This is a genomic window from Microvirgula sp. AG722, assembly GCF_003269145.1.
In the GTDB taxonomy this organism is placed as follows: domain Bacteria; phylum Pseudomonadota; class Gammaproteobacteria; order Burkholderiales; family Aquaspirillaceae; genus Microvirgula; species Microvirgula aerodenitrificans.
On sequence record NZ_QLTJ01000009.1, the window covers coordinates 12,499 to 36,911 of the forward strand.

General features: G+C 61.1%; 17 protein-coding genes and 1 riboswitch. Of the genes, 8 read left to right on the top strand and 9 right to left on the bottom strand.

From position 1 onward, the window contains the following. Positions 1-83 precede the first annotated feature (83 nt). From DFO50_RS19190 to DFO50_RS12155, 3 genes are all read left to right on the top strand, one after another. Positions 84-251, top strand: coding sequence for a hypothetical protein (locus tag DFO50_RS19190; protein ID WP_156952550.1), 168 nt, complete (start codon positions 84-86; stop codon positions 249-251). Positions 252-522: 271 nt separating this feature from the next. Beyond that, positions 523-888 (top strand): H-NS histone family protein, encoded by a 366-nt coding sequence (locus DFO50_RS12150; RefSeq protein WP_107889896.1) that lies wholly within the window; start codon positions 523-525, stop codon positions 886-888. Between the two features lie 134 nt (positions 889-1,022). Further along, the gene (locus DFO50_RS12155) at positions 1,023-1,838 is read left to right on the top strand and encodes a crotonase/enoyl-CoA hydratase family protein (RefSeq protein WP_028499733.1); all 816 of its coding nucleotides are present in this window, start codon (positions 1,023-1,025) and stop codon (positions 1,836-1,838) included. Positions 1,839-1,844: 6 nt separating this feature from the next. On the opposite strand, the gene DFO50_RS12160 is transcribed toward DFO50_RS12155, so the two are convergent. From DFO50_RS12160 to DFO50_RS12170, 3 genes are all read right to left on the bottom strand, one after another. After that, positions 1,845-3,488, bottom strand: a complete 1,644-nt coding sequence (locus DFO50_RS12160) for a PipA/GogA/GtgA family type III secretion system effector (protein WP_112692591.1) — start codon at positions 3,486-3,488, stop codon at positions 1,845-1,847. A 147-nt stretch (positions 3,489-3,635) separates the two neighbouring features. Further along, the gene (locus DFO50_RS12165; RefSeq protein ID WP_199489822.1) at positions 3,636-3,983 is read right to left on the bottom strand and encodes a carboxymuconolactone decarboxylase family protein; all 348 of its coding nucleotides are present in this window, start codon (positions 3,981-3,983) and stop codon (positions 3,636-3,638) included. 263 nt (positions 3,984-4,246) lie between these two features. Beyond that, positions 4,247-5,209 (bottom strand): LysR family transcriptional regulator, encoded by a 963-nt coding sequence (locus DFO50_RS12170; protein WP_084300153.1) that lies wholly within the window; start codon positions 5,207-5,209, stop codon positions 4,247-4,249. Between the two features lie 110 nt (positions 5,210-5,319). On the opposite strand from DFO50_RS12170, the gene metE reads away from it, so the two are divergent. Together metE and DFO50_RS12180 are read left to right on the top strand one after the other, a co-directional pair. Further along, positions 5,320-7,611 carry a 5-methyltetrahydropteroyltriglutamate--homocysteine S-methyltransferase gene (metE, locus tag DFO50_RS12175; RefSeq protein WP_028499730.1) on the top strand — a complete coding sequence of 764 codons (2,292 nt, stop codon included), beginning with the start codon at positions 5,320-5,322 and terminating at the stop codon, positions 7,609-7,611. Positions 7,612-7,736: 125 nt separating this feature from the next. Then, positions 7,737-8,678 carry an SAM-dependent methyltransferase gene (locus DFO50_RS12180; RefSeq protein ID WP_112692592.1) on the top strand — a complete coding sequence of 314 codons (942 nt, stop codon included), beginning with the start codon at positions 7,737-7,739 and terminating at the stop codon, positions 8,676-8,678. Between the two features lie 42 nt (positions 8,679-8,720). On the opposite strand, the gene DFO50_RS12185 is transcribed toward DFO50_RS12180, so the two are convergent. Beyond that, complete coding sequence (locus DFO50_RS12185; RefSeq protein ID WP_112692593.1) at positions 8,721-9,272, bottom strand: hypothetical protein; 552 nt, start codon at positions 9,270-9,272, stop codon at positions 8,721-8,723. A 547-nt stretch (positions 9,273-9,819) separates the two neighbouring features. Here DFO50_RS12185 and mgtA point away from each other — a divergent pair. Further along, positions 9,820-12,585 (top strand): magnesium-translocating P-type ATPase, encoded by a 2,766-nt coding sequence (mgtA, locus tag DFO50_RS12190; protein ID WP_112692594.1) that lies wholly within the window; start codon positions 9,820-9,822, stop codon positions 12,583-12,585. 66 nt (positions 12,586-12,651) lie between these two features. Here mgtA and DFO50_RS12195 read toward each other — a convergent pair whose 3' ends face one another. From DFO50_RS12195 to DFO50_RS12205, 3 genes are all read right to left on the bottom strand, one after another. Further along, positions 12,652-13,305, bottom strand: coding sequence for an energy-coupling factor ABC transporter permease (locus DFO50_RS12195; RefSeq protein ID WP_028499727.1), 654 nt, complete (start codon positions 13,303-13,305; stop codon positions 12,652-12,654). A 39-nt stretch (positions 13,306-13,344) separates the two neighbouring features. Next, a riboswitch (cobalamin riboswitch) is annotated at positions 13,345-13,544 on the bottom strand. After that, positions 13,543-13,965 (bottom strand): MerR family transcriptional regulator, encoded by a 423-nt coding sequence (locus DFO50_RS12200; RefSeq protein ID WP_051528937.1) that lies wholly within the window; start codon positions 13,963-13,965, stop codon positions 13,543-13,545. (Overlaps the previous riboswitch by 2 nt.) Before the next feature lie 38 nt (positions 13,966-14,003). After that, positions 14,004-14,585, bottom strand: a complete 582-nt coding sequence (locus DFO50_RS12205) for an NAD(P)H-dependent oxidoreductase (protein WP_028499726.1) — start codon at positions 14,583-14,585, stop codon at positions 14,004-14,006. 138 nt (positions 14,586-14,723) lie between these two features. Between DFO50_RS12205 and DFO50_RS12210 the strand changes: the two genes are divergently transcribed. Both DFO50_RS12210 and DFO50_RS12215 read left to right on the top strand, forming a co-directional pair. Then, positions 14,724-15,641: a LysR family transcriptional regulator gene (locus tag DFO50_RS12210; protein ID WP_028499725.1), complete on the top strand. Its 918-nt coding sequence runs from the start codon at positions 14,724-14,726 to the stop codon at positions 15,639-15,641. Positions 15,642-15,719: 78 nt separating this feature from the next. After that, entirely contained in the window at positions 15,720-16,457 is a 738-nt protein-coding gene (locus DFO50_RS12215; RefSeq protein ID WP_112692595.1) for an SDR family NAD(P)-dependent oxidoreductase, read from the top strand. A gap of 36 nt (positions 16,458-16,493) precedes the next feature. On the opposite strand, the gene DFO50_RS12220 is transcribed toward DFO50_RS12215, so the two are convergent. Both DFO50_RS12220 and DFO50_RS12225 read right to left on the bottom strand, forming a co-directional pair. Further along, complete coding sequence (locus tag DFO50_RS12220) at positions 16,494-23,339, bottom strand: calcium-binding protein (RefSeq protein ID WP_304598479.1); 6,846 nt, start codon at positions 23,337-23,339, stop codon at positions 16,494-16,496. Between the two features lie 123 nt (positions 23,340-23,462). Continuing rightward, positions 23,463-24,377 (bottom strand): hypothetical protein, encoded by a 915-nt coding sequence (locus tag DFO50_RS12225; protein WP_146745069.1) that lies wholly within the window; start codon positions 24,375-24,377, stop codon positions 23,463-23,465. Positions 24,378-24,413: the final 36 nt, after the last annotated feature.

Genomic DNA, 24,413 nt, shown 5'->3' on the forward strand with positions numbered 1-24,413 from the left:
AACGCATTGAACGCAAGACGGCTTGCGCTTCGCCGCCTCAATATAACAAGAAAGCCATCGCCACAGGCCGGAGGCGGGATGTCATGTCGCGTCACGGTCCTGCAGGAAGTTGCAAGAATAGCAAAGGATGGCAGGGGCTGGCGTTGAATCGCAGCAATATTGCCGGTGAGGATGGTGCCGGTTTCGCATTACCGGATTTCCGTCCGGCGGAAACGCTGAAAATTTTTTTACAAAAGATTGATCACCATTGAAAAATGGCTAATCATGCAAGGGTGTCCACCATTCGGACGAGGGGCACACAACAGCTGTTAACGGCATGCGCTTGAAGACCGCTGTTCAGGCCCCCATCCTTGCGGGGGCGAGACGCCGGATCCGCCTCCCTTCCTCCGGGCCCACCTGCGGTCCGGAATATACTGTCATGCAACGGCTTGCGTAATGAACAGCCCCCGGCAAACACAGCGGGCGCGGTACCCGTTACCGGGATCCGGACGCCATTGAATTGGTGAGAAAGAGAATACACAAATGACAACACACAATGCAAAAGGCAGTGGCATGTCGACCAAGGACATGAAACAGCTTGTGAAAAACATGAATCTGTTTGAATTGTCCAGCCTGGCCGATGTCGTTCAGGAACAGATAGCCTCCCTCAGAAAGCACGAACGGCTTGAAGCCATCAATGCAGTCAAGCAGCTGGCCGCCAAGTTCGACATCGAACTTGAGGCCACATTGAGCAACAAGTCGCACGTTCCGGCCGAACCTGCGCCGTCTTCTTCCGCCCAGGAATCGCCTGCTCCGGCAAACCGTCAGAACAGGACGGGAAAACCGTCCAGAACGGCAGCAAAATCCATTCCCAAGGAATTGCTCGATTTATTCAACAATGAGGAGTGAATCGTACTGCTGTTTCAATTCAGTTTCACTTTTGCGGCGCTGCTTCCGATAATGAACCTGGCGATGCAATTCGTCGCAAGTTCGCTGCAGCACGGTATGATGGCCGCTGTCCAGCACTTGCCTATCGGGGAATCATGTTGAAACTTGAATCGATTGCCATTTCCGTTGAAAACCAGGTTGCCCACCTGAAACTGAACCGCCCTGATCGCGCCAATGCGATGGATGACACGCTGTGGCGTGAGCTTCACCAGGCATTCGACTGGGCAAGTGACGCGCCGGAAGTCCGCGCCGTTGTCCTGTCCGGCAATGGCAAGCATTTCTGCGCCGGCATTGACCTGCAGATGCTGATCGGCCTGCAGCAGCAGATTCAGGATCACTGTGAAGCCCGCAAGCGGGAAAAACTGCTGCTGACCATCGAGCGTCTGCAGCGCGCCGTCAGCAGCATCGAGCATTGTCGCAAGCCGGTCATCGCCGCCATTCATGGCGCCTGCGTCGGCGGCGGGCTGGATATTGCGCTGGCGGCCGACATGCGCCTGGCCGCCGGAGATGCGTTTTTCTCGGTCAAGGAAGTGGATGTCGGCATGGTCGCCGACCTGGGTACACTGCAGCGTCTGGCCGGCAATGTCGGTGAGGGCAGGGCACGGGAACTGGCCATGACCGGCCGCAGGATCGATGCCGCGGAGGCCGGGCGCATCGGCCTGGTCAACAGCTGCCATCCGGACGCCGAAGCCGTGCTGGCCGCCGCCGATGCCCTGGCCTGCGAAATCGCCACCAAGTCGCCGCTGGCCGTGCGTGGCACCAAGCAGGTAATGAACTACAGCCGGGATCACAGCATTGCCGAAGGACTGGCCTTTGTTGCCCACTGGAACGCCGCCATGCTGGTTTCCGACGATATCCAGGTCGCCATCCTGGCGCAGATGAGTAAATCGACACCGAAATTCGCCGACTGAAGCGGCTTATGACCCGGCCGGCCCGTCATCGGGCCGGGAGACCGCCGCGATCGCCCGCCGGATCAGACCCAGCCGCTTGTATTCAATAGAGGGGCGGCTGCCGGAAGAGGCCCCCGCCTGCTCCGGCCGACGGCCTGCTTCGATCGATGCCATCTTGAGGCGAAGCAGGGCGCGCGCGTCCTGGTCGTCATTTCCCGCAAGCAAGCGCTCACGTATCAGTTGTGCTGAATGTGTGTGCTTGATGAAGTCCGCAGGCAGCAAGGCGCTGGGCAGCAGCAGAATGTCCATGCCGCTGAAAATGTCGTCCTTCACCCTGGCACAAGCCAGCTGACCGCTGCGGTGGTCGTGATGAAGCCGGGTGAAACTGGACGCATGCCTGTGCGATTTCAGCGCAAAGGACATGCAGAAAATCAGGCAGTCTCCCCGGCTGCGCTGCACATGGCTGTCGATGACAGCCAGCAGCATGCCGTCATGCCGGTCCGCAAACTGTCCCAGCGCCTGCGAAAAGCGCTGATAAAGCGGATGGGCGCTCGCTGCAGCTGCCGTTTCTATCAGGATGGCGGAGAGGGGCTGACCGGGCTGCGCGTCGATATCGGCAAAGACGTGATGGTAGCCATGGCGCGGCTCCCTGAAAACAAGCCGGAGATGAAAGGGCGGCGCCTTGCCGGCCAGCAGGGCAACCACCTCGTCCATCGAGCCGGCCAGCGACAGGTTCAGGCCGGTTTTCCTGTCGTTCTCGCATCTGGCCACCTCCCGCATGCTTGCCATGTCGCTCAGGGTCACCGCCGTGTCGGGCTGACGCCCGCACTGCACATAACGCTGTGCCAGCCGGAGCGCGCTCGTCAGCCTGTCGGCGGGCAAGGATGATGGCATATCGATATCCGCGGACGACTGGCGGGCAGGGCTGCTGCAGCCGAGTTCCTTGAGCACGATATTGGTGTATTCCACCGCCGCGCCACGCGGATGGCGGGCATCGATGGCATCCGGCACACCAAGCAGACCGCTGATGATTTCCTGCAGGCAACCGCGTGTCCAGCCCAGCGGCTGTTCACCGGAGACTGAGGGATAACTTGCCGCTTCCAGCCGGGCCCTGTCGAGCACGATGACCTGGCGGTGTCCGGCCACGCCGGGATCCTTGCCAGGCGACCCGAGCGCCCAGCGCCGCGCCGGGCAACGCAGATCGCTGTCCCAGGCGTGGTTGAATAGCCGCCGGAATGTCTCGCTGCTGCGGTAGGCCGTCGCCAGCGTTGAGGCGACGTGATGATGGTCCTCTGCCATGTCAGGGGGCGGCAGCGTGGCCTCGGCAAAAAGCTGTCCGGCAATCTCCCCGGGCGGGAAGCGGCAACGCGTGTCTGCCGCCTGCCGGTCATGAATGATCCTGCCAGGCGACGGGTCGCGCAGCTGCATGAGAAGGTCCGGAAATTTCCGCACCAGTTCGCGGTCCCGCACCATGGTGGACGTTGCCCCCGGTCCGGGCAGACCCGGCTGTTGCACGGCTGGCATGGGAGGAAGGACAGGTCTCATGCAGATTCCATTCCAGGTGTGGGCGTGCAATCGGGACAGGGTGAAGTGATAGCAGCGCCATCCGGCAAACGTCTTTCTGTTTTCTGCGCAATCTGTCGGTTTTTCCGGCGACGCATGTCGTTGCATGATGAAGATAACGTAATACGTAAATTACGTTATCTTTAATGCCAATTTTTTACTATTACCTTAATAATAGTAAGTGTTGTGCATGGGAAGCCAGGTGCTGCCGCACCGGCCCCCGCAGCGCGGGTTTTGCAGCCGCTTCCGCCGCCGTCACGTTGCCTGGCTGTCATCGGCCAGTGCATCCATCACCCGCGCCGAATACACCATGGCGGCGCCGGCATTCAGTGCCACGGCCACACCCAGTGCCTCGGCCACTTCCTCGCGGGTGGCGCCCTGCTTGATGGCGGCGTCCGCATGCACGGCAATGCAGCCGTCGCAGCGCGTGGTGACCGCCACGGCCAGGGCGATCAGTTCACGGGTCCTGGCATCCAGATGGCCGGTCTTCTGGCCGGCGCCCGAAAGCGCCTGATAGCCGGACAAGGTATCGGGAGACAGTTTTCCGAGTTCGCCAACCCGGCGCATGAGCTGTTTGCGATAGTCGTTCCAGTTCAACATCATGATTCCTTTCCCTGGGCTCCGGCATGCCGGAGAAGCGTCCAGGATGAACGCCATGCATTGAATATGGCGCAGAAAATCACGATTGCCGACAGATCGGCTGGCCGGCGCTGAATGTGCCGGCCTGGGCCGGGAAGCGCGACACGTCCTTCTGGCCGTGCCGATTTCGCCGGAAATCGAGCGGATGCTCTCCGGCACGCTCCGGGCCACGCCCCTGCCCTGCTCGCCCGCCCGGTCGCGCCGCGTGAATCGGTCCCGGTTTCCCTTCAGCTATCGGGGTGTATTAGCGGTCCTGCGATGCCATCCTGTTTTCCGTGATCCGGAAACCCGGCCTTGCTGTCCAGGGGTAATGGCTTGCGCGCCAGTTCGATAAAGGCGCGCAGATAAGGAATATCCACTTCCGTTTCGCGCACCCCCAGGAAAATCTGTTTGCTGATGCCGCGGGGACCCAGCCGGACCGGCTGCACTTCCATCTTGCCGCTGTATTCCTGCACCAGCCAGCGCGGCAATGCGGCCACGCCACGTCCGCAGGCCACCATCTGCAACATGATGTCGGTGGTTTCAATGACCTTGTGCCGCCTGGGGCTGATGCCCGCCGGCATCAGGAACTGGTTGTAAATATCCAGCCGATTGATTTCCACCGGATAGGTAATCAATACCTCGTCAGCCAGTTGTGCCGGTTCGACATGCGTCGCCCGGGCCAGCGCATGCCTGCGGTTCACCACCAGCACCTGTTCATAGTCGAATACCGGCTCGAAATGCAGTCCAGGCTTGTACAGCGGGTCAGGCGTGACCAGCAGGTCGATTTCGTTGCCGAACAGCGCGCCGATGCCGCCGAACTGGAATTTCTGCTTTACGTCGACGTCGATGTCCGGCCACTGCAGCAGGTAGGGCGACACCACCTTGAGCAGCCATTGATAGCACGGGTGGCATTCCATGCCGATGCGCAGGGTGCCACGTTCGCCATGGGCAAACTGGCGCAGGCGGTCTTCCGCCCGGTCCAGTTGCGGCAGCAGCCGGGTGGCCACTTCCAGCAGGTAGTGCCCGGCCTGGGTCAGGCGCAGGTTGCGCCCTTCGCGCAGCCAGATATCGGTGCCCAGCGATTGCTCGAGCTTTTTCATGGTGTGGCTCAGCGCCGACTGGGTCAGGCACAGCACGCGGGCGGCGGCCGTCAGCGACCCCTGTCGTTCGACTTCGCGCACGATGACCAGATGGGCTCGCTCAAGCATGACTATCCATGAAAAATAGTAATTGATTGTTGAAATAATGCCATTTTACGTCATGGGTAGCCAGTCCCTAAGATGTGTCCATCCCCGTACCGGACACTGAAAAGGCCATCATGGTTACCACGCACAATCTCGGCTTCCCCCGCATCGGCGCCCGACGCGAACTGAAATTCGCACTCGAATCGTACTGGAAGGGCCAGTCCTCGCGCGACGCGCTGACCGCACTCGGCGCAACGCTGCGCCAGCGTCACTGGGAACAGCAATCTGCCCTGGACCTGGTTCCGGTCGGCGATTTCTCCTTCTACGACCAGGTGCTCGACACCAGCTTCATGCTGGGCAATCTGCCGGAACGGGCCCGTCACTTCCATGGCGATGCGCTGGACAATCTCTTCCGGGTCGCACGCGGCCGTTCTGCCCAGGGGGCGGAGGAGCACGCTGCCTGCTGCGCCGGCATTGCCGCCGGGGAAATGACCAAGTGGTTCGATACCAACTACCACTACATCGTCCCGGAATTCACGGCCGATACCACGTTCCGGCTCGACGCTTCCCGGCTGCTGCAACAGCTTGCCGAAGCCCGGGCACAGAATGTCAGGGCCAAGCCGGTGATCATCGGCCCGGTCAGCTATCTGTGGCTGGGCAAGGCCAAGGACGATTCCGACCGGCTGGCCCTGCTGGAACGCCTGCTGCCGGTCTATGCCGAACTGCTGGCACAACTGGCGGCCCAGGGCGTGGAGTGGGTACAGATCGATGAGCCGGTGCTGGTGACCGAGCTGGATGCCGACTGGCAGCAGGCGCTGGGCCATGCCTACCGGCAACTGGCGACCGATCGCATCCGGGTATTGCTGGCCAGTTACTTCGGCTCGCTGCAGGACAATCTGCCGCTGGCCTGCCGCTTGCCGGTGGCCGGCCTGCATGTGGATGCGGTCAATGCCGGTGACGAATTGCCGTCGCTGCTCAAACTGCTGCCGTCGGACAAGGTGCTGTCGCTGGGGGTCATCAACGGCCGCAATATCTGGAAAACCGATCTTGCTGCCGTGCTGGACTGGCTGGAACCGGTCGCGGCGCAGCTCGGTGAACGGTTGTGGATCGCGCCGTCCTGCTCGCTGCTGCATGTGCCGGTCGATCTGGCCAGCGAGCAGAAGCTGGATGCCGATATCCGCTCCTGGCTCGCCTTTGCCCTGCAGAAACTGGACGAACTCGCCGTGCTGGCCACGGCGTTGAACCGGGGGCGCACGGCCGTGGCGGCAGAACTTGCCGAGAACGCTGCAGCCGTTGCAGCACGCCGAACCTCGCCCCGCGTGACCAATCCGGCGGTCAAGGCGGCTGTCAGCCGCATCAGCCCGGCGCTGGGCCAGCGCAAGAGTCCGTACCCGGTCCGCATCCGCAAACAGACCGCCTTGCTGGCGCTGCCGCCCTACCCGACTACCACCATCGGCTCATTCCCGCAGACAGCGGAAATCCGCCAGGTTCGCAGTCAGTACAAGGCCGGGGAACTGGGCGAAGCCGCCTACCGGACGGCAATACAGGCGGAGATTGCCCACTGCATCCGCGAGCAGGAAGCGCTGGGACTGGATGTTCTGGTGCATGGCGAGGCCGAGCGCAATGACATGGTCGAATACTTCGGCGAGCAGCTCGATGGCTATGCGTTCAGCCAGTTCGGCTGGGTGCAGTCCTATGGCTCGCGCTGCGTGAAGCCACCGATCCTGTTTGGCGATATCAGCCGGCCGAAACCGATGACGGTCGAATGGATCCGCTACGCGCAATCGCTGACCGACAAGCCGATGAAGGGCATGCTGACTGGCCCGGTCACGATCCTGAACTGGTCCTTTGTGCGTGACGACCAGCCTCGCTCGGTGTCCTGCCAGCAACTGGCACTGGCCATCCGCGAGGAAGTGCTGGACCTGGAGCGGGCCGGGGTACGCATCATCCAGATCGATGAAGCCGCCCTGCGCGAGGGACTGCCGTTGCGTCGTTCGCAGTGGCAGGCCTACCTGGACTGGGCGGTGGAAGCGTTCCGCATCAGCGCCAACGGCGTGCAGGACGAAACCCAGATCCACACCCACATGTGCTATTCGGAATTCAACGACATCATCGCCGCCATTGCCGGCATGGACGCCGACGTGATCACCATCGAGACTTCACGCTCCGACATGGAACTGCTCGATGTATTCGACGACTTCAAGTATCCGAACGAGATCGGGCCCGGCGTCTATGACATTCACTCGCCGAACATTCCGACCCGGGAGCATATCGTGCAACTGATGCAGAAGGCGGCCGAACGCATCCCGGCCGGGCGCTTGTGGGTGAATCCGGACTGCGGGCTGAAAACCCGTCAGTGGGCGGAAGTCATTCCGGCGCTGACCCAGATGGTGGCAGCGGCCAGAACCTTGCGCGCCACCGTTTGAGACCTGCCGGGCGGGGCGCGTCACGGGTCGATGCGCCTCCCGGTTTTTTTCCTGTCAAGTCCGTCCGGTTGAGCAATTCCAGTTATCCTCTCGCTCGCGGTATTTAATGGTCGAAAGGTAATTCGGTGAAGCTCAATGATCCACGCAAGGTCCTGTCCTGGTTGCAGAGCAGGCCTTCCCAGCAGGCGCTGCGCGAAGCGTTTCCGGAAGAATGGGATGTCGTGGAAAAGGAACTGGCCGATGCCATTACCCGGCGCGACCCGGCCAGCCTGCACCGGTTGCTGAATCCGCCCCCCCTGTCCCAAGTGCCGAAAGCCACGCTCGGCAAACAGGACAAGACCCGGCGCCTGCAACTGGCCATTCGCCAGCGAATGGCTGCGCTGGCCATCGAGCGCTACAGCCTCGCGGTGGCGACCGGCCGCAGCTCGGGCAAGGTCCGCTTCAGTCTGTTCAACGGTCTGCTGGTGCAACGGCTGCTGTTCCGGCGCGGTTTCGAGCGCAAGCCGGCCTCGCTGTTCTGGTTCCGGCTGCTGTGGCCGCTGGTCTGGCAAAAACGTTTCCTGATGCCGCTGGCCGAACGCAAGGGCATCTACTGTTTCTACTCCCGGGCGCTGATCGATCAGTTGCAGCAGTTGATCGGCGATCGCTCCTGCCTGGAGATCGCCGCCGGCGACGGCACCCTGTCCCGCTTTCTGCGCGAACGCGGCGTCCGCATCACGGCGACGGACGATTACAGCTGGCAGGACCGGATCGCATTCCCGGAGTCCGTCGTCCGCCTGCCGGCCCAGGCGGCGCTGCGCCAGTACACACCGAAAGTGGTGCTCTGCTCGTGGCCACCGGCGCGGAATCCGTTCGAAAGCGAGGTATTCCGCACCCCCGGCGTGGAGCTGTATATCGCCATTGTCAGCCAGCACAAATTCGCCAGCGGCAACTGGGCCGAATACGAATCCCAGCGTCACTTCGATCTGGAGCCGCGCCCCGATCTGAGCCGATTGCTGCTGCCCCCGGAGCTGGGGGCCGAGGTTGTGCTGTTCCGGCGCCGTGCCCTGGCCGGGCAAGCTGGCTGAGCCTGCTGCCGGCCATGAGCGTTACGGTCTGCCGGCGTGGCGTCAGGGCACGTCGACGCGTGCCGATTGCGGCGTCGCCCATTCCATCCGTGGCGTGACGGCAAACAGGTTGGCCGCCAGCGTCCAGCCGGCTCCCCCATGGGTCACCGCGACCACGGCGACGGTATTCACATCGATCTGTGCCGTCACGGTGCCCCCGTTGCCGGACAGCTGCGTGACGTAGGCGGGGCGCGTCCAGTCCTGGTTGTCAGCAACGCTGGCGGCAATGGCAAAGCGTTGCCGGACCACCTCGTTCGGGTCATGGCTGTTGTTGTAGAACGTGGTGAACCGGGCGTCTGCCGTGGCCGGCGTCTGCAAGGTGCCGTTGGCCAGAATCTGTACATTGTGCTGAACATATATGTGGGTGTCGGTCACGATCACATAAGCCGAGCAGCTGTTCAGACCGGGAACGAACAACCGGTTGCCTGGCAGGCGTGGTGCGCGAACCTGATTGCTGACGACATTGTTGGCCTGGACCGGGTCCGCCGCCGTGCGGATCCAGGGGGAAAGATCGGCATACTGCGTACCGGTATCGACACAGAAAAAAACCGCCATGCTCAAACTCCGTCATTGAAGTGCTGATGTCATAGCATTCAATGGGCCGATTTTCAATGCATACGGCATTAAATGGCTGCAATAAGACCCAATAGCTACCGCAAAGAATGGCGTTATTTGCGTCAATTTACAGAAATTTGACGTTTTTCCATGCTGCTTCATGAATTCCCACCATCGGCGCCCGCATTGCGATAGACAGGCAGGTCGCAAGCGGAGTATCTTGCGCCGGTCTTTTTCAGATGGAGTCCATCCGTGGACAGTTGCTCCAGTTGTCGATCGGGTATCGACCGCTAACGGCAAGGACATCGCAGGCTTTTCCTGCCGCTGCCCTTGCCGACCAGGCGGGTAGTGGCATCAGCGGGACCGTTCGGTCCGGCTCATCCCCTATTCCATACATCACCTGACTCATGACGTCGCCATCAGGCGAGGATCTGTCGCGTTCTGCTGCATGCAGAACGGCGATGGCGCCTTGTTGCCGCCTGCTGGCCGTCGGGGTCGACCCCGCGATGGCCGGGCCGCATCCGCGCGTGCCCGGCGGAGGGAAAGCATGCGTTTTGAAATCATGAAAAAGGGTCTGTTGACCTTTCTGCAAAAGGGCCTGAGTGCGCGTCAGTTTCGCCGCCAGGCCATTCTCGACCTGCTGCGCGGTGCGGCGGCTGGCAAGGAAATGCCACACCGGCTCACCGGGCGCCTGGAAGCGCTGGCGCGGCTGGTGCCCAGCGCGGTCGTCACGCGACTTGGCTCGCACGCTGACGGACTGACCGAGGCGGAAGCCGCCGGCAAGCGCGAGCTGACCGGGCTGAATGAAGTCGGGCACGAAAAGCCGATGCGCTGGTTCACGCACCTGTGGCTGTGTTACCGCAACCCGTTCAATGTGCTGCTGACACTGCTGGCCGCCATCTCGTGGCTGACTGACGACATGAAGGCCACTGTCGTCATCGGTTCCATGGTGGTGATCTCTACCCTGCTCCGTTTCGTGCAGGAAAAGCGCTCGAACTCGGCAGCGGACAAGCTGAAGGAAATGGTCAGCAACACGGCCACCGTGCTGCGCCGCGATGTGGCACAGGAAATCGCACAGGAAGCACGGCAGTACTTCGGCGTCCAGTTGCACCCGCAGGCGGCACGCCGGGTCGAGGTACCCATCCGGCTGCTGGTTCCCGGTGACATTGTCCTGCTGTCGGCGGGCGACATGATTCCGGCCGACGTGCGGCTGCTGGCGGCCAAGGACCTGTTTGTCGCCCAGGCCGCGCTGACTGGCGAATCGCTGCCGGTGGAAAAATTCTGCGAGGCCGGCCCCTGCCCTGACGGCAATCCGCTGGAACTCGGCAATCTGTGCTTCATGGGCACCAATGTGGTCAGCGGCACCGCCACGGCGATCGTCATCGCCACCGGCAGCGACACCTGCTTTGGTGCCCTGGCCGAACGGGTGACGACGCAGGACCGCACGCCGACCCAGTTCCAGGCCGGGGTGAACAAGGTCAGCTGGCTGCTGATCCGCTTCATGTTCGTCATGACGCCGCTGGTGCTGTTCATCAACGGTTTCACCAGGGGCGACTGGGTCGAGGCGGCGCTGTTCGCGCTGTCGATCGCGGTTGGCCTGACCCCGGAAATGCTGCCGATGATCGTGACCTCGACCCTGGCCAAGGGAGCGGTCATCCTCAGCCGCAAGAAGGTGATCGTGAAGCGGCTGGATGCGATCCAGAACTTCGGCGCGATGGATGTCCTGTGCACCGACAAGACCGGCACTCTGACCCGTGACCGGATTGTGCTGGAACGGCATACCGATGCCTTCGGCGCCGTCTCGGACGAAGTGCTGGACATGGCCTACCTGAACAGCTGCTACCAGACCGGGCTGAAAAACCTGCTCGACGTGGCGGTGCTGGAACATGCGGACCTGCATCAGAAACTGGATGCCGCCGGCAATTTCCGCAAGGTCGACGAGATTCCTTTCGATTTCAGCCGCCGGCGGATGTCGGTCGTCGTGAGCGAGCACGACGATCGCCACCTGCTGATCTGCAAGGGCGCGCTGGAAGAAGTGCTGTCGGCCTGCAGCCATGTGCGGCACGGCGAGACGACCGGAGTGCTGGACCAGGCGCTGCTGGCACGCATCCGTGCCGTGACCGCCGGGCTGAATCAGGAAGGGCTGCGCGTGGTTGCCGTTGCGACCCGGGCGCTGCCCGCAGCCCGCGACACGTATGGGGTGGCCGATGAGTCGGGACTGACGCTGGTCGGCTATATCGCCTTCCTCGATCCGGCGAAGGAGTCGACCGCGCCGGCGCTGGCGGCGCTGAAGGCCAATGGCATCGAGGTCAAGGTGCTGACCGGCGACAACGAACGGGTGACGCTGAAGGTGTGCCGCGATGTCGGGCTGGCCATCAGGGGGGTACTGGTCGGCACCGATATCGACGCGATGAGCGATGCCCGGCTGGCCGTCGCGGCGGAAAACGCGACCGTGTTCGCCAGACTGTCCCCGATGCAGAAAGAGCGGCTGGTGCGCGTGCTGCGCGGCAATGGCCATGTGGTCGGCTTCATGGGCGACGGCATCAATGACGCCCCGGCGCTGCGTGCGGCCGACATCGGCATTTCGGTCGACTCGGCCGTCGACATCGCCAGGGAAGCGGCCGATATCATCCTGCTGGAAAAGAGCCTGATGGTGCTCGACCAGGGCGTGATCGAGGGGCGCAAGACCTTCGCCAACATGCTGAAGTACATCAAGATGACCGCCAGCTCGAACTTCGGCAATGTGTTCTCGGTGTTGGTGGCCAGTGCATTCATCCCGTTCCTGCCGATGCTGCCGTTGCATCTGCTGGTGCAGAACCTGCTGTACGACGTGTCCCAGGTCGCCATCCCGTTCGACAACGTCGATGAAGACGCGCTGCGCCAGCCGCAAAAATGGAATCCGGACGAACTGGGGCGCTTCATGCTGTTCTTTGGCCCGATCAGCTCGGTGTTCGATATCAGCACTTATGCGCTGATGTGGTTCGTGTTCGGCGCGAACACGGCGGCGCACCAGACGCTGTTCCAGTCCGGCTGGTTTGTCGAAGGGCTGCTGTCGCAGACACTGATCGTGCACATGATCCGCACCCGCAAGCTGCCATTCATCCAGAGCCGTGCCGCCTGGCCGCTGCTGGCGATGACGGCGGTGATCATCAGCATCGGCATTTTCCTGCCGATGGGACCGCTGGCTGGCTACTTCAAGCTGCAGGCGCTGCCGCTGAGCTACTTCCCGTGGCTGATCGCCACCCTGCTGGCCTATATGGCGCTGACCCAGGCCATGAAGGGGTTTTACGCCCGCCGCTACGGCTGGCAGTAAGCGGGTTTCACTGCAATGAAAAATGGCGCGAGTGCTGCACTCGCGCCATTTTTTGCAGGCCCGTGCCTATGCCACGGCCAGCGTTTTCACGCAGGTAAAGCGGCTGATCAGCAGCTTGTCGGCATGCGGTTTCAGCGTGCGTACCACCAGGCAGGTGAACAGCGGTTCGCACAGCACCAGCGGCAGGTAGGACACGGCGAACAGCGCCCAGTTGTACAGCGGGGTCGGTTCTTCGCCGAAGGCCAGCCAGAAGCCGACCATGGCGACCACGCCGCTGTAGTACAACGCGTCGAACTTGACCACTTCAGCCCAGCGGATGCGGCGGCGTTCGTCCTCGGCGAAGAAGTGGCGGCCCAGCAGACCGTGTGCAGCCACCAGCGGCAGCATCAGCGACAGCGAGTTGACGCCGAGATGGACCAGATCCTGCGGCTCGAACAGCAGTCCCTGCAGCAGCAGGCCAATGGCGAAGCCGAACAGGGTGGGGATAAAGCCAAAGATGAAGTACACCGCCGATGCGCCGACGAAATGGAGTTCCGACGCGCCGACCGGCAGGTGGAAGATTTCCATGAAGACCGAGAAGAACACGGCAGCCAGCAGCGTCTTGACCAGGTTGTCGGGCCGGGTGAACAGTCTGGGTGAAAAGGCGGCCAGCGCGCCGACGGCGGCGACGTTGGCGTACAGCACTTTGGCGGCATTGAGAATGCCGGGTTCGATATGCATCGTTCTCCCTCCGAGGAGATGCGGGTGAGGAATACGCCGGGGATCGGCATGTCTCGTGGCAGGTCTCCTGGCTCGCGGGTCGACATCCCGGTGCGCCTTCCCGGCCTTTCAGGCCAGTGACTTCATGCACGAGACTCACCGCTCACAGTTGCGGGGGCAGCGCGGTATCCGCCCGAAGGCTTGCCGACTTCCCTGTTTCCTCCGCCCACTTCGGCGGAACCACTAAGCGCGCATAGCTTAAGGGGTTTCCAGAACAGATGCATCTTTCTGCTGATGACGGGAACGGACAGGCTCACAGGCCGGGCTGCGCTGCTGCAGATCGGTGCAGGCACGGATCTCCGCCTCGATATGTATCAGCTCCTGGTCGAGCCTTTCGAGTCTCGCGATCTCCTGCCGCAGGCTGGCGCGTTTCTGCGCCAGCAGCGCCGCCAGCCGGTCCCAGTCCGGCTCGCCATCCCCGTTCAGTACCGGCGCCAGTTCGGCCAGCCGCAAGCCGAGGGCCAGCGCCTGGCGGATCATCTGCACCAGCGCCACGCTCTCGTCACGATAGACGCGGTAACTTCCCTGGCGCTGCACCTGCCCCAGCAGGCCCAGCGACTCGTACAGCCGGATGGCGCGCGCCGAGGCACCGCTCCGTTTCGCCAGTTCCCCGATATACATGGTTCCTCCCGCGCATGACCGCTGACTGGATAACGCGTTCAGAGCCGTCTGGCAAGCAGGCGGGCCCGTTCCAGCCAGGCCTCAAGGCGGGCGGGCGTAGCGCCGAGGACCGGCCCCAGCCGCTCTACCCGCACTGGCCGGATGCCGCAGAAGCGCAGCGTAGTGTCCTTCATCTGCCGGATCGCCGGGTCGCGGTAGACCCAGCGGAAATACCACGGCGGCGTATCCATCGTCGCCAGCAGCAGTGCCGAACGGCCGCTCAGCAGCCGGGCGGGAAACGCCTTGCCGGGCCGGTAGCGAAAGGCAAAACCGGGCAGGAACACCCGGTCCAGAAACCCCTTCAGCAGCGCCGGCACCCCGCCCCACCAGACCGGAAAGACAAAGGTCAGGTGCTCGGCCCAGTGGATCGCCTCGGTCGCCGCCTGCAACCCGGGTTCCAGCGGCTGGACCCGGCGGTAGCCATCATGCAGAACCGGATCGAACACCAGTTGGCCCAGCCGCAGCACCCTGACCTCGTGCCCGGCCTGCCGTGCAGCCTCGGCATGGGCATCGGCCAGCGCAGCGTTGAAGCTGTCACTGGCCGGATGGCCGAGAATCACCAGAACGCGTTTGCCGCTCATGCCGCCCCACTCTTGTCTGTCCGAAAGCATGCAGTGTGAACCCTGCCCCGTGGGACAGGGTCAAGGGCTTTCCATTCCGGGCCTGGCCATGACTGCTAGAATTGATAATTGTCGTTCATTTATCAAAAAATTTTTGACATGTATGCGATCAACGACCTGCGGCTGTTCATCCGCACCGCCGAGCTGGAAAACCTGTCTGCGGCGGCGCGCGAGCTGGGCTGCACCGCCGCCGCTGCCAGCGCGGCCGTACTGCGGCTGGAGAAACGGCTTGGCGTACGGCTGTTCGCCCGCTCGACCCGGCGCATGCGCTTGACCGAGGAAGGCCGGATCTTTCTGCCATCGGCCCGGGCCGCACTGGCGGCACTGGCCGATGGCGAGGCAGCGCTGGCGGCGCAACGCCAGCAGCTTGCCGGGCCGATCCGGCTGGCGCTGCCGTCCGATCTCGGCCGCCACCTGCTGCGACCGTGGCTGGACCCGTTTCTGGAGCAACATCCGGGCATTACCCTGACACTGAGCGTCGGCGATGCGCTGACCGATCTGGTCCGCAGCAATATCGATCTGGCGCTGCGTTACGGCCAGCTCGATGATTCGCCGCTGGTCCGGCGTCAGCTGGCGCTGACCCGCCGGGTCGCGGTCGCCGCACCGGCCTATCTCGATCGTCATGGCACGCCGCAGACCCCGGACGATCTGCACCGCCATGCGCTGCTGCCGCTGTTGCACGATGGCCAGCTGCGTGGCCCGTGGCGTTTCTGTGCCGGGGACGAGGTCCGCGAAATTCATGCCGAAGGCCGGCGCAGCAGCGACGACGGTGCGCTGATCCGCGACTGGGCACTGGCCGGGCACGGCATCGCGTTCAAGAGCTGGCACGACGTGGCCGCGGATGTGACCGCCGGGCGCCTGCGCCTGCTGCTGCCGGACTGGAGCCGGGAAACCGTGCCGTTGCAGCTGGTGTTCCTGCAGAACCGCTATCCGGTCCATCGCCAGCGCCAGTTGATCGAGTACCTGCAGGCGCGCTTCACCGCCTTCGATGCCGACTGGCCGTTTCCGGCCGGCTGAACGGCATTGCCACGCTTGCGGGCGCGGGCAGGAGGATGAGAAGCTGTCCCGGTATGGTTGACCAGACAGGAGGCTGTCATGCCCGAAACGCGATACATGCTGCTGACCGGCGCCAGCCGCGGCATTGGCCATGCGACCGTCAAGCTGTTCCAGGCGCACGGCTGGCATATCCTGACTGTGTCGCGCCAGCCGTTTTCCGAAGCCTGCCGCTGGCCCAGTGCCCGGGCTTCGCATGTGCAGGCCGATCTGGCTGATCTGGACGGCATCGATGCACTGGTGGCTGAGGTCCGCTCGCGATTGCCGAATGGCCAGCTGCATGCCCTGGTCAACAATGCCGGCATTTCACCCAAGGGCGACAACGGCGCCCGCCTCGGCGTGCTGGCATCGGATGCGCAGACCTGGACCCGGGTGCTGAACGTGAACCTGCTGTCCACCGCCCTGCTCGGCCGCGCGCTGTTCCCGGAGCTGGTGGCCGGCCAGGGCGCCATCGTCAATGTCACCTCGATTGCCGGTTCGCGCGTCCACCCGTTTGCCGGCGTCGCCTACGCCGCTTCCAAGGCCGCGCTGGCGGCACTGACCCGCGAGATGGCGCACGAGTTCGGCCCGCATGGCGTGCGCGTCAATGCCATCGCCCCCGGGGAGATCGAGACTTCGATCCTGTCACCCGGCACCAGTGACATCATCGAGCACGACGTGCCGATGCGACGCCTCGGCGACCCGGCCGAAGTCGCTTCTACCATTCATTTCCTGTGCACGCCGGCGTCGTCATATATCAATGGTGCCGAGATTCATATCAATGGGGGGCAGCACGTGTAAGGACAAGCCGTGAGAACTGGGGCCGATCACAGGAATTTACTTCCAGCTTGCTGCGATGACTGGGGCAAGGGCGCGGCTGTAGTTTTCCGGCAGTGTCATCTGGCCGGCGGCTGGCGGAGAAAACGAGGCCATCGCCTGAACAAGGTTGTTCACTTGTGCATCGAGTAGTATCTGACCGTCTGCCGTTGCAATCTGCTCGATACGGAAGCCAGCGCTGGAATACCAATCCCGGATGGTAATGGAATCACTCGTTCCTATAGCATCCAGTTTCAGATCGTATCCGATTTTTTCCAGCCAAATCTGGTCGGCTGCGATGCCCGCACCAAAGACGATCTTGTCGGCATGCGCTGCCTCTCCAGAGTCATAGGCAAAGTCATGGATCGTGTCCTGACCGTCCCCACGGGAGAAAAGGTAGGTGTCGCTCCCGCCCCCAACATCCCAGATGATATCGTCGCCTTTGCCTCCGAGGTAGGTGCTGTTCCCTTTGTATATCGGATCAGAAAGTATATCGTTGCCGTCCGTGCCTCGTAAAGGTGCGGCCGTCAGCTGGTCGACACCCCAGACCGTGCCATCCGGGAACTCCACATGCTCAATCTGATTGTAGGTCGAGTAACCAAAGAAGTCCTTGATGGTGACCTGGTCACCCTGGCCAAAATCGAGGAGCAGATTGTGATCGATGCGGCTCAGCAAGGTTTGATCAGCGCTAATGTCCGTCAGAACAAGACGGTCGCTGTATAAGGCAAAAAAATCATGGTCCTCGATCAAGTCCTTGCCATCGCCACGGGAGAAAAGGTAGGTGTCGTTTCCGCCGTCCTTGTCCCGGATAATGTCGTCGCCTTTGCCACCGATATAGGTGCTGTTCCCGTTGAACGCCTTGTCGGAAAGCACATCGTTGCCGTCTGTTCCTCGGAAAGGTACCGTTGTCAGCTGGTCGACACCCCAGACCGTGCCATCCGGGAACTCCACACGCTCAATCTGATTGTAGGTCGAGTAACCAAAGAAGTCCTTGATGGTAACCTGGTCACCCTGGCCAAAATCGAGGAGCAGATTGTGATCGATGCGGCTCAGCAAGGTTTGGTCAGCGCTAATGTCCGTCAGAACAAGACGGTCGCTGTATAAGGCAAAAAAATCATTGTCCTCGATCAAGTCCTTGCCATCGCCACGGGAGAAAAGGTAGGTGTCGTTTCCGCCATCCGTATCCCGGATGATATCGTCGCCTTTGCCACCGATATAAGTATTGCCCTCGTGGCGAACCCTGCCCGAAAGCGTATCATTTCCGGCCGTGCCTCTGAAAACAGCCGCCTCGTTGACAGCCCCGGCAGCCTGTTGCTGCAGAAAATCGCTATCCCAGGCAGTACCATCCGCAAAAGTCACTTTTTCTATCTGGCGCGGCCTGAAGCCCCCGCCGTACCACCCCACGAGGGTGATAGCGTCCGAGGTGCCGCGGACCGCCAGCTGCAGGTCACTTCCAAAGCGTTTGAATTCCACATCTCCTGCCGCGACACCTGGCTTGAACGCAATGACATCGAACTGGCCCTGGCGTGAGCCCTCCTTCCATTCCAGCCCCAAATCGAATTCCGGGAGCGGCTTGTCTCCGACATATATCCTGCGGCCGATCCATGCAACGCCGCCGGTGAAATGTAAATTCAATGGCCCCGTCAAGGTGCCGGGCGTGTCAGCATAATAATAAGTGCCCTCGTAAGCCTCCGTGATTCTGTCCTGGCCGTCCCCACGGCCGAAGTAATAGGTCGTGCTGTTTCCCACGTTGTCCTGAAGCTGGTCATCGCCGCCGCCAGGGTCGAATGCCGCCGCACCGTCAACAGGCAACCAGCGATCAGAACGATTTACCGTCATTATGCCGAACCAGTCACTGCCACTCGTGCCGAGCACTGTCAGCCGATTCATGACATCGGACAGGCCCCACGTGGTTCCATCGGAAAAGCACAGATCTTTGACCCGGGTTTTATCCCACAAGAAATGGTAGGTATTCTGGCTTTCCAGCCCGGACGACGTATCGATCGTAATGTGCAGGGTGCTGTCGCTCCGGAACAAGCGCACATTCCCCGGCTGAATGTTATCCGCAAAAACGATACGGTCCTGTTGTTCGCTAACGCCCGGCACATCGCCAATCACGGTGGCGGTACTGGCAACGGCTTCCTCCGTACCGAGTCCATCAACATAGCTGGCAACCACCCGGATGAACTGACCCACCAGGCCCCCACCCAAGGTGAAAATACGGCCGGTTTCACCTTCGATAGCTGTCCACTCGGTGCCATCGCTCGAGCTTTCCCAATGGTAGCCCACCCATCCCAGCTCATCCGCATCGACCAGGGTGTGAGTCGCCGTCAATGTCTGGCCTTGCCTCACCAGTCCAGAAATTGTCACCTCACCGATTGGTGCATCGTTCACGTTGGAGACAGCGGCACTGGCAGCGGTGGTCGCTTGCTTTACCTGACCTCGTCCATCGAGATAGCTGATGCGCGCTCGCAGGAACTGCTCCACCTGCGCCTGCGTCAACGTCAATTTTCCACCAGAGACGCCCGCGACATCTGCCCAGTCCGTCCCGTTGATGCTGCTCTGCCATTGATACAGGAAGGCACCGAGTCCATCGGTATCCTGCAAAGTACTCTGCACCGTCAGGGTAGCCCCTTGCCGGGCATCCCCGGCAAGGGTCACGCCGCCTGTGCGGCCAGGATAAAAGTCGCCGGCATCATCCGTTGCATACCAGAGTGTGCCGTCAGCAAAGCTGACCCGATCCACCACGGTGCCATTCGTGGTGTTCCAGCGGACACTGTCCTGTTCATTCAGGCTCAAAACCATATCGTTGCCGACACGGCTGACGGTAACATCCTGCGTGCCGATACCAGCCCCGAAAGCCAGGGTGTCCGTTCCCTCTGCGCCCTGCAAGACATCATGCCCGTCGCCAGGGCAAAAGCCATAAGTATCGTTCCCCAAACCGCCGGACAGAATGTCATTAGCCGTGCCGCCTTCGAGCGTGTCATCACCGGCACCGCCTTCCAGCATGTCGTCACCGGCCAATCCGCGAAGCACGTTGTTGCCCCGATTACCGATCAGCGTGTTTGCCAGGCCGTTGCCGGTACCATTGATATTTTCTTCCCAGAATTTGATGGGTTCGATGCTATGGATGGCATAGGTATCGGGCACATTCGCTGCTTGCCGAAAAGCATCGATATCCAGGAATCGCGTCATGTCGCTGACCAGACCACGCCCCGAATCGGCCACGTAAAAGCCGGCCAGGCTGCCGTCGGCAACATCATGGACAGCGCCGGTAAGAGTGATGGCATGGTTGGCCGCGCCGTTGCCCACATGGGCGCTCTCTCCCCACAGCCGGCCTGCATTGACCCCGATGATTACGCCTCGCCCACTGCGGATCAAGTTGGCAGCGCCGATTTCGCTGTAGCCGTAAATGACATCGTTGCGAACCTGATAGCTGTTCAGGATCGCCTGCTGTGCCGCTACGCTCGATCCGCCCAGTTTGTACGCGGGCAAGTCGGGATCATTCGCCGCCCAGTCACGACTGATGGCCAGATTGATCACCTCGGATTCGGTTGTTGGCCGCCCGGCTTGCGTCAGCAGATTGGCAATTGACGTCAGCGCGCACGTTCCGAGGTAGTTCTCTACCGCGTTGCCCTGCATGTAATCAAGTTCATTGCGCTTCGGATAGCCATGCACCAGAACCTTCTTGCCATCGACAAGCCCTTCTTCGGGCTTTGAAAAATCCAGTAAAATCAAATTTTCTACATCGGTCCCCAGCGTGTAGTCGATGCTCGACTGAACGGTATCGGTCCCTTCGTCAGCCTTCTCGATGACCATGTCTTCAGCGTTATCAACGTAGTAGGTATCATTGCCACCGCCGCCGACCATCGTATCGGCACCGGTAACGCCATCGATAATGTTGTCTCGACGGTTGCCGATGATCCGGTTGTCCATCGCATTGCCCGTACCGTGAATGTCGAAGCCCTCCAGCAGGCGCAGTTCCTCGATGTTGGCATCGAGCAGGTAACTGGTGCTGGTGATGACTGTATCGTTGCCTTCTCCGACCCGTTCGTAGATGCTGTCGTTAACGCTATTGACGATGTAGACATCGTGGCCCTCACCACCGATCATCACATCCGCATCGGCACCACCGTCGAGGTAATCGTCACCCACGCCACTGACCAGGGTATCCCTGCCGGCACCGCCGTAAAGGCGGTCGTTGTCAGTCTCTCCCGCATTGAGGGTCTGCTGGGCCTCGTTGCTGCCGGTGAAGCCGACGAGGATGTCGTCGCCGTCACCCCCATAGAGCGTGTCATTGCCGACCTGGCCGAAGAGGCGGTCGTCGCCTTCATCGCCCGAGAGCCAGTCATCCCCGGTGCTCCCTTGCAGTTCATCACGCCCCGTGCCGCCGAAAAGCGTATCGTTGCCCAGGCCACCATGCAGTATGTCTCTGCCGGCACCGCCCCACAGTCGATCACCGCCGGCCTGCCCGAAGAGGTTGTCGTCTCCATCCTGCCCCTGTAACGCATCGTTACCATCGCCGCCCTGCAACTCGTCATTGCCGCTGCCGCCGAAAAGCGTGTCGTTGCCGTCGTCTCCGAGCAGGATGTCGTTATCCGCTCCTCCATCCATCAGATCGTCGCCCAGGCCTCCGAAGAGGTTGTCGTTGCCGCCCTGTCCGTAAAGCACGTCGTTGTCGGTCTCGCCCGGAGCGAGGTGCTGCTGGCTCTCGTTGCTGGCGGTAAAGCCAACCAGGATGTCCGCCCCGTCACCGCCGTTCAAAGTGTCGTTGCCGGCCTGACCAAAGAGCCTGTCGTTGCCGCTGCCGCCATCGAGATAGTCGTTGCCGGCCCGGCCCTGGAGTCCATCATTTCCCTCCTCGCCGTAAAGGTGGTCGTCTCCCGCATAGCCCACCAGCACGTCATCTCCCGTACCACCCCAGAGGCTGTCGTTGCGACTGCTTCCGCCCATGGTGTCGTTACCGTCCCCCGCCAGGAAATATTGCACCCGGCTGGTATCAAGATTCATGGCGCGGGGTACAGATGCGAAATAGTTGACGTCAAAGCTGTCGTTGCCGTCTGTGCCTACGAGATAGGCATAGCTGTTTCTGCCCCAGTTGAGCTTGATTTGATCGGCCTTCCAGAAAAAGATGCTTGAAAACGTGGGATAGAGATCATCTGTGTCACGCTGCGTCCGGTAGCCGCTAGCAGGTACCGGACGGGTATGGTCTGGCATGGTGCCGGGAGTGGGTGCGAGGAGAGGCGCTGTTGTCGTGTTGCCCTGGGTGTAGCAAGCGTAGTCAGCCTGGACGATAGGCTGCATGACTGTTGAAATTTCACCACTGTCGGCTCTGCCGTTTTCGTTGAGGTCGCGCCAGAATCTGAGGTCCGAAGTTTCCGCTCCGCTCAATTTGCCATCGCGGTTGGAGTCCAGGTCCGTTAGCCGGGCGACCGTCAGTGCATGGTTCGAGGCATCAAGCGCCATCGGGATATGGGCGGCGATGGAAGGGGCGTTGTCATATGCAGCGCTCTGGTTGTCGTAGAAGGCGCCGATCGGGTTAAAAAACCAGGAGTCGGTGTACGATGGAATCGGCAACGTTAAGATATCGTTGCGCAGGCACTGGTAAACGGTGCTCTTGGTGAAACTGTTCCAGTAGCTATTGGACAGGCTGCCGCTGCTGTTAAGATCGTTCAGGAAATATTCTGCATCCTGGCGGCGGTTGAAGTTGAGGAGGTCGTAGACCGTAGCGGTGTTGACGATCAGGGAACTGGTTTCGGGGAAGTGGTTGCCATTGGTGTTGACGGTAACTTCGCTGACCTTGTTGGCGACATTCGTTGTGGTTGTGACTTGATCGATGTGGCCATCGTTATTGGTGTCCACGCTGCGAATAATCGCGGGACCATTCTGGGTCAAGACGCAGCTGTACGCGGGCTTGCCTGCTTCCTGGACCACGCATGCGGGGGCCTGTCCCGGTGCTGAGGCCGGCGTGAGGGTAATGCTGGTTTGCTGATCCGGCGTTGTCAGCTTCCATCCCTGATTCTCTCGCTGAATGTAGGCCTGGACCTGATTGCCAGCATCCCTGAAAACTGTCACCCGCGGTTCGGTTCCATTGCCGGTCCATACCTGTTCGGTTGCATGGGAGAGCGGTACCGTAGACATTTTTAGTTCGCCGGTTCCAAGCGCTTTCTCTAAGCCTGCGGCAATATGCATCGTGCGTTCCATTCCGTCCATGGAATGGAAACCGTCGATATTCACGCCCGCATATCCGAGAAGGCCTGCAACCAGACCGCCAGCGCCGCCTGTGGTAACACCGGCGAAGATCAGTGCCACGCTGGCGAATCCGACTGCCCCTGCCTCATTCAGGTTCACCATGTTCTGCTGCAAACCAATCGGTGTTCCCGTTCCGGAAATAATGCTGTTTTCGGCACGGTAGTTGATGAAGTCTGCTGCTATCTGTCCGTCAGCGTCCGGAGCATACCGTGTCTTGAGCAATGTGTACTGGGCATGCTCGGTGACTTTGGTGGCACCCGGCGCTTCAAAGGTACTGCCGCTCAGGCTGAACATTTTGCCGATGATCTGGGCGATGCCTCCGCCCAGGCTGTGGCCGGTGGAGAGAAGTTTGTAACCACGTTTATCCGCAAGCAAAGGAGCTGCGGAAGAATTACCCTTAATATACGCAGTAAATGCCACTGCTTCGGTGAACTGCGGGCTCCAGCCGCCAGTGACGAAAGTGCTGTCGGCGCTCAGGTCGCCTTGACCATCCGTTCCGCGAAAGGCCACGACAACTTCCTTGGCAACCTCGTTCATGTAGGCCACGGCGAAGAAGCCAGACCCGGTGGATGACAATACTGAGTCGCCTATGAACTTCCAATCCCCGATCTGCATGGGGGGGGCATCCAGATAAGCTGCGTTTGAAAGAGTGCTTAGCTGGGCATCACGGTCAAGTGTGGAGATTCGCATCATGTACCTCAAATGATTTAACACCGAATTGAAGCCCTACACAGATCGTCACCGCACGGGGACAATCGATTGGCTGGGCGTCGGTGATTCACTTAACGCCTTCATCGCCTTCTCTCCTTCGCGTTTGAAGAAGGCTTCTGCGCGCGCCCTGGACTCGCGCAGCGCCTGTCTCACGCGAACTCTCCAGGTTTGGGGTAACGTGACCAGCTTGTACGTTTGGGCTTTTTCCTTATATCTAACGCTGCTTGAGCTTAGCCAGCATGCGTCTGCCGGTTCACTGCATCCGACTCCCACGGTTACTAACGACATGCCAGCAAATGGTTCCCGGTCGTAACTGGCTATTCCCCAGTGGCTTCCGCCACGATCTTTATCACTATTCCAGTATCCCCCCTGCCACATGAGTTCCTTGCCCGTCTTTGGGTCGGTAAAGGGGGATCGCGGCAGAGGCACTCCGCCCCACAAGCTGGTGCGAGGACGCATTTCTTGGTTCGCCAATGAACCGATAAACCAGGACGACTTCGCAATGTCAAAGAGAGTATCCACAGGGTTCATTCGATCGTCCCACGGCAGCGGATTGCGTGTCTGGTCGAAATACATGTCCATTTCGCACCGCACTTCATCCGTGCGGCATGCCTTGGGGTTTCCACCCCAGCCGCAGGTCTTGTAAGGGTGGGGAACCTCGCGAAAAGCCACGGCATCGACGCCCTTGAGCTCTGCCGAAATCCACTCATCAGGCATCTGGAAGCGCCTGGCAAATTCGGCGTTATAGACATACACGTGCGGGTCTGCGTCATGTACCCCTTTGCGGTTGGCAATACGGGAGGCATAACTGGTTTTCTCCGTCGGTGGATCACTCTTCAGATACTCCAACGGGGGCAGTGGGACTTGTGCAATCGCCATCATGGGCAGCAACATGACGCCCAATATCATGTTGCGTGAGAAAATAGGGTCGTAAATGTTCATGCCGCTCTCCGCCTCGCTTTATCGTTGACATGTGAA

Coding starts and splice junctions, on each gene's coding strand:
- DFO50_RS19190 (WP_156952550.1), top strand. CDS start 84: ATGTCGCGTCACGGTCCTGCAGGAAGTTGCAAGAATAGCAAAGGATGG.
- DFO50_RS12150 (WP_107889896.1), top strand. CDS start 523: ATGACAACACACAATGCAAAAGGCAGTGGCATGTCGACCAAGGACATG.
- DFO50_RS12155 (WP_028499733.1), top strand. CDS start 1,023: ATGTTGAAACTTGAATCGATTGCCATTTCCGTTGAAAACCAGGTTGCC.
- DFO50_RS12160 (WP_112692591.1), bottom strand. CDS start 3,488: ATGCAACGACATGCGTCGCCGGAAAAACCGACAGATTGCGCAGAAAAC.
- DFO50_RS12165 (WP_199489822.1), bottom strand. CDS start 3,983: ATGATGTTGAACTGGAACGACTATCGCAAACAGCTCATGCGCCGGGTT.
- DFO50_RS12170 (WP_084300153.1), bottom strand. CDS start 5,209: ATGCTTGAGCGAGCCCATCTGGTCATCGTGCGCGAAGTCGAACGACAG.
- metE (WP_028499730.1), top strand. CDS start 5,320: ATGGTTACCACGCACAATCTCGGCTTCCCCCGCATCGGCGCCCGACGC.
- DFO50_RS12185 (WP_112692593.1), bottom strand. CDS start 9,272: ATGGCGGTTTTTTTCTGTGTCGATACCGGTACGCAGTATGCCGATCTT.
- mgtA (WP_112692594.1), top strand. CDS start 9,820: ATGCGTTTTGAAATCATGAAAAAGGGTCTGTTGACCTTTCTGCAAAAG.
- DFO50_RS12195 (WP_028499727.1), bottom strand. CDS start 13,305: ATGCATATCGAACCCGGCATTCTCAATGCCGCCAAAGTGCTGTACGCC.
- DFO50_RS12200 (WP_051528937.1), bottom strand. CDS start 13,965: ATGTATATCGGGGAACTGGCGAAACGGAGCGGTGCCTCGGCGCGCGCC.
- DFO50_RS12205 (WP_028499726.1), bottom strand. CDS start 14,585: ATGAGCGGCAAACGCGTTCTGGTGATTCTCGGCCATCCGGCCAGTGAC.
- DFO50_RS12210 (WP_028499725.1), top strand. CDS start 14,724: ATGTATGCGATCAACGACCTGCGGCTGTTCATCCGCACCGCCGAGCTG.
- DFO50_RS12215 (WP_112692595.1), top strand. CDS start 15,720: ATGCCCGAAACGCGATACATGCTGCTGACCGGCGCCAGCCGCGGCATT.
- DFO50_RS12220 (WP_304598479.1), bottom strand. CDS start 23,339: ATGCAGATCGGGGATTGGAAGTTCATAGGCGACTCAGTATTGTCATCC.
- DFO50_RS12225 (WP_146745069.1), bottom strand. CDS start 24,377: ATGAACATTTACGACCCTATTTTCTCACGCAACATGATATTGGGCGTC.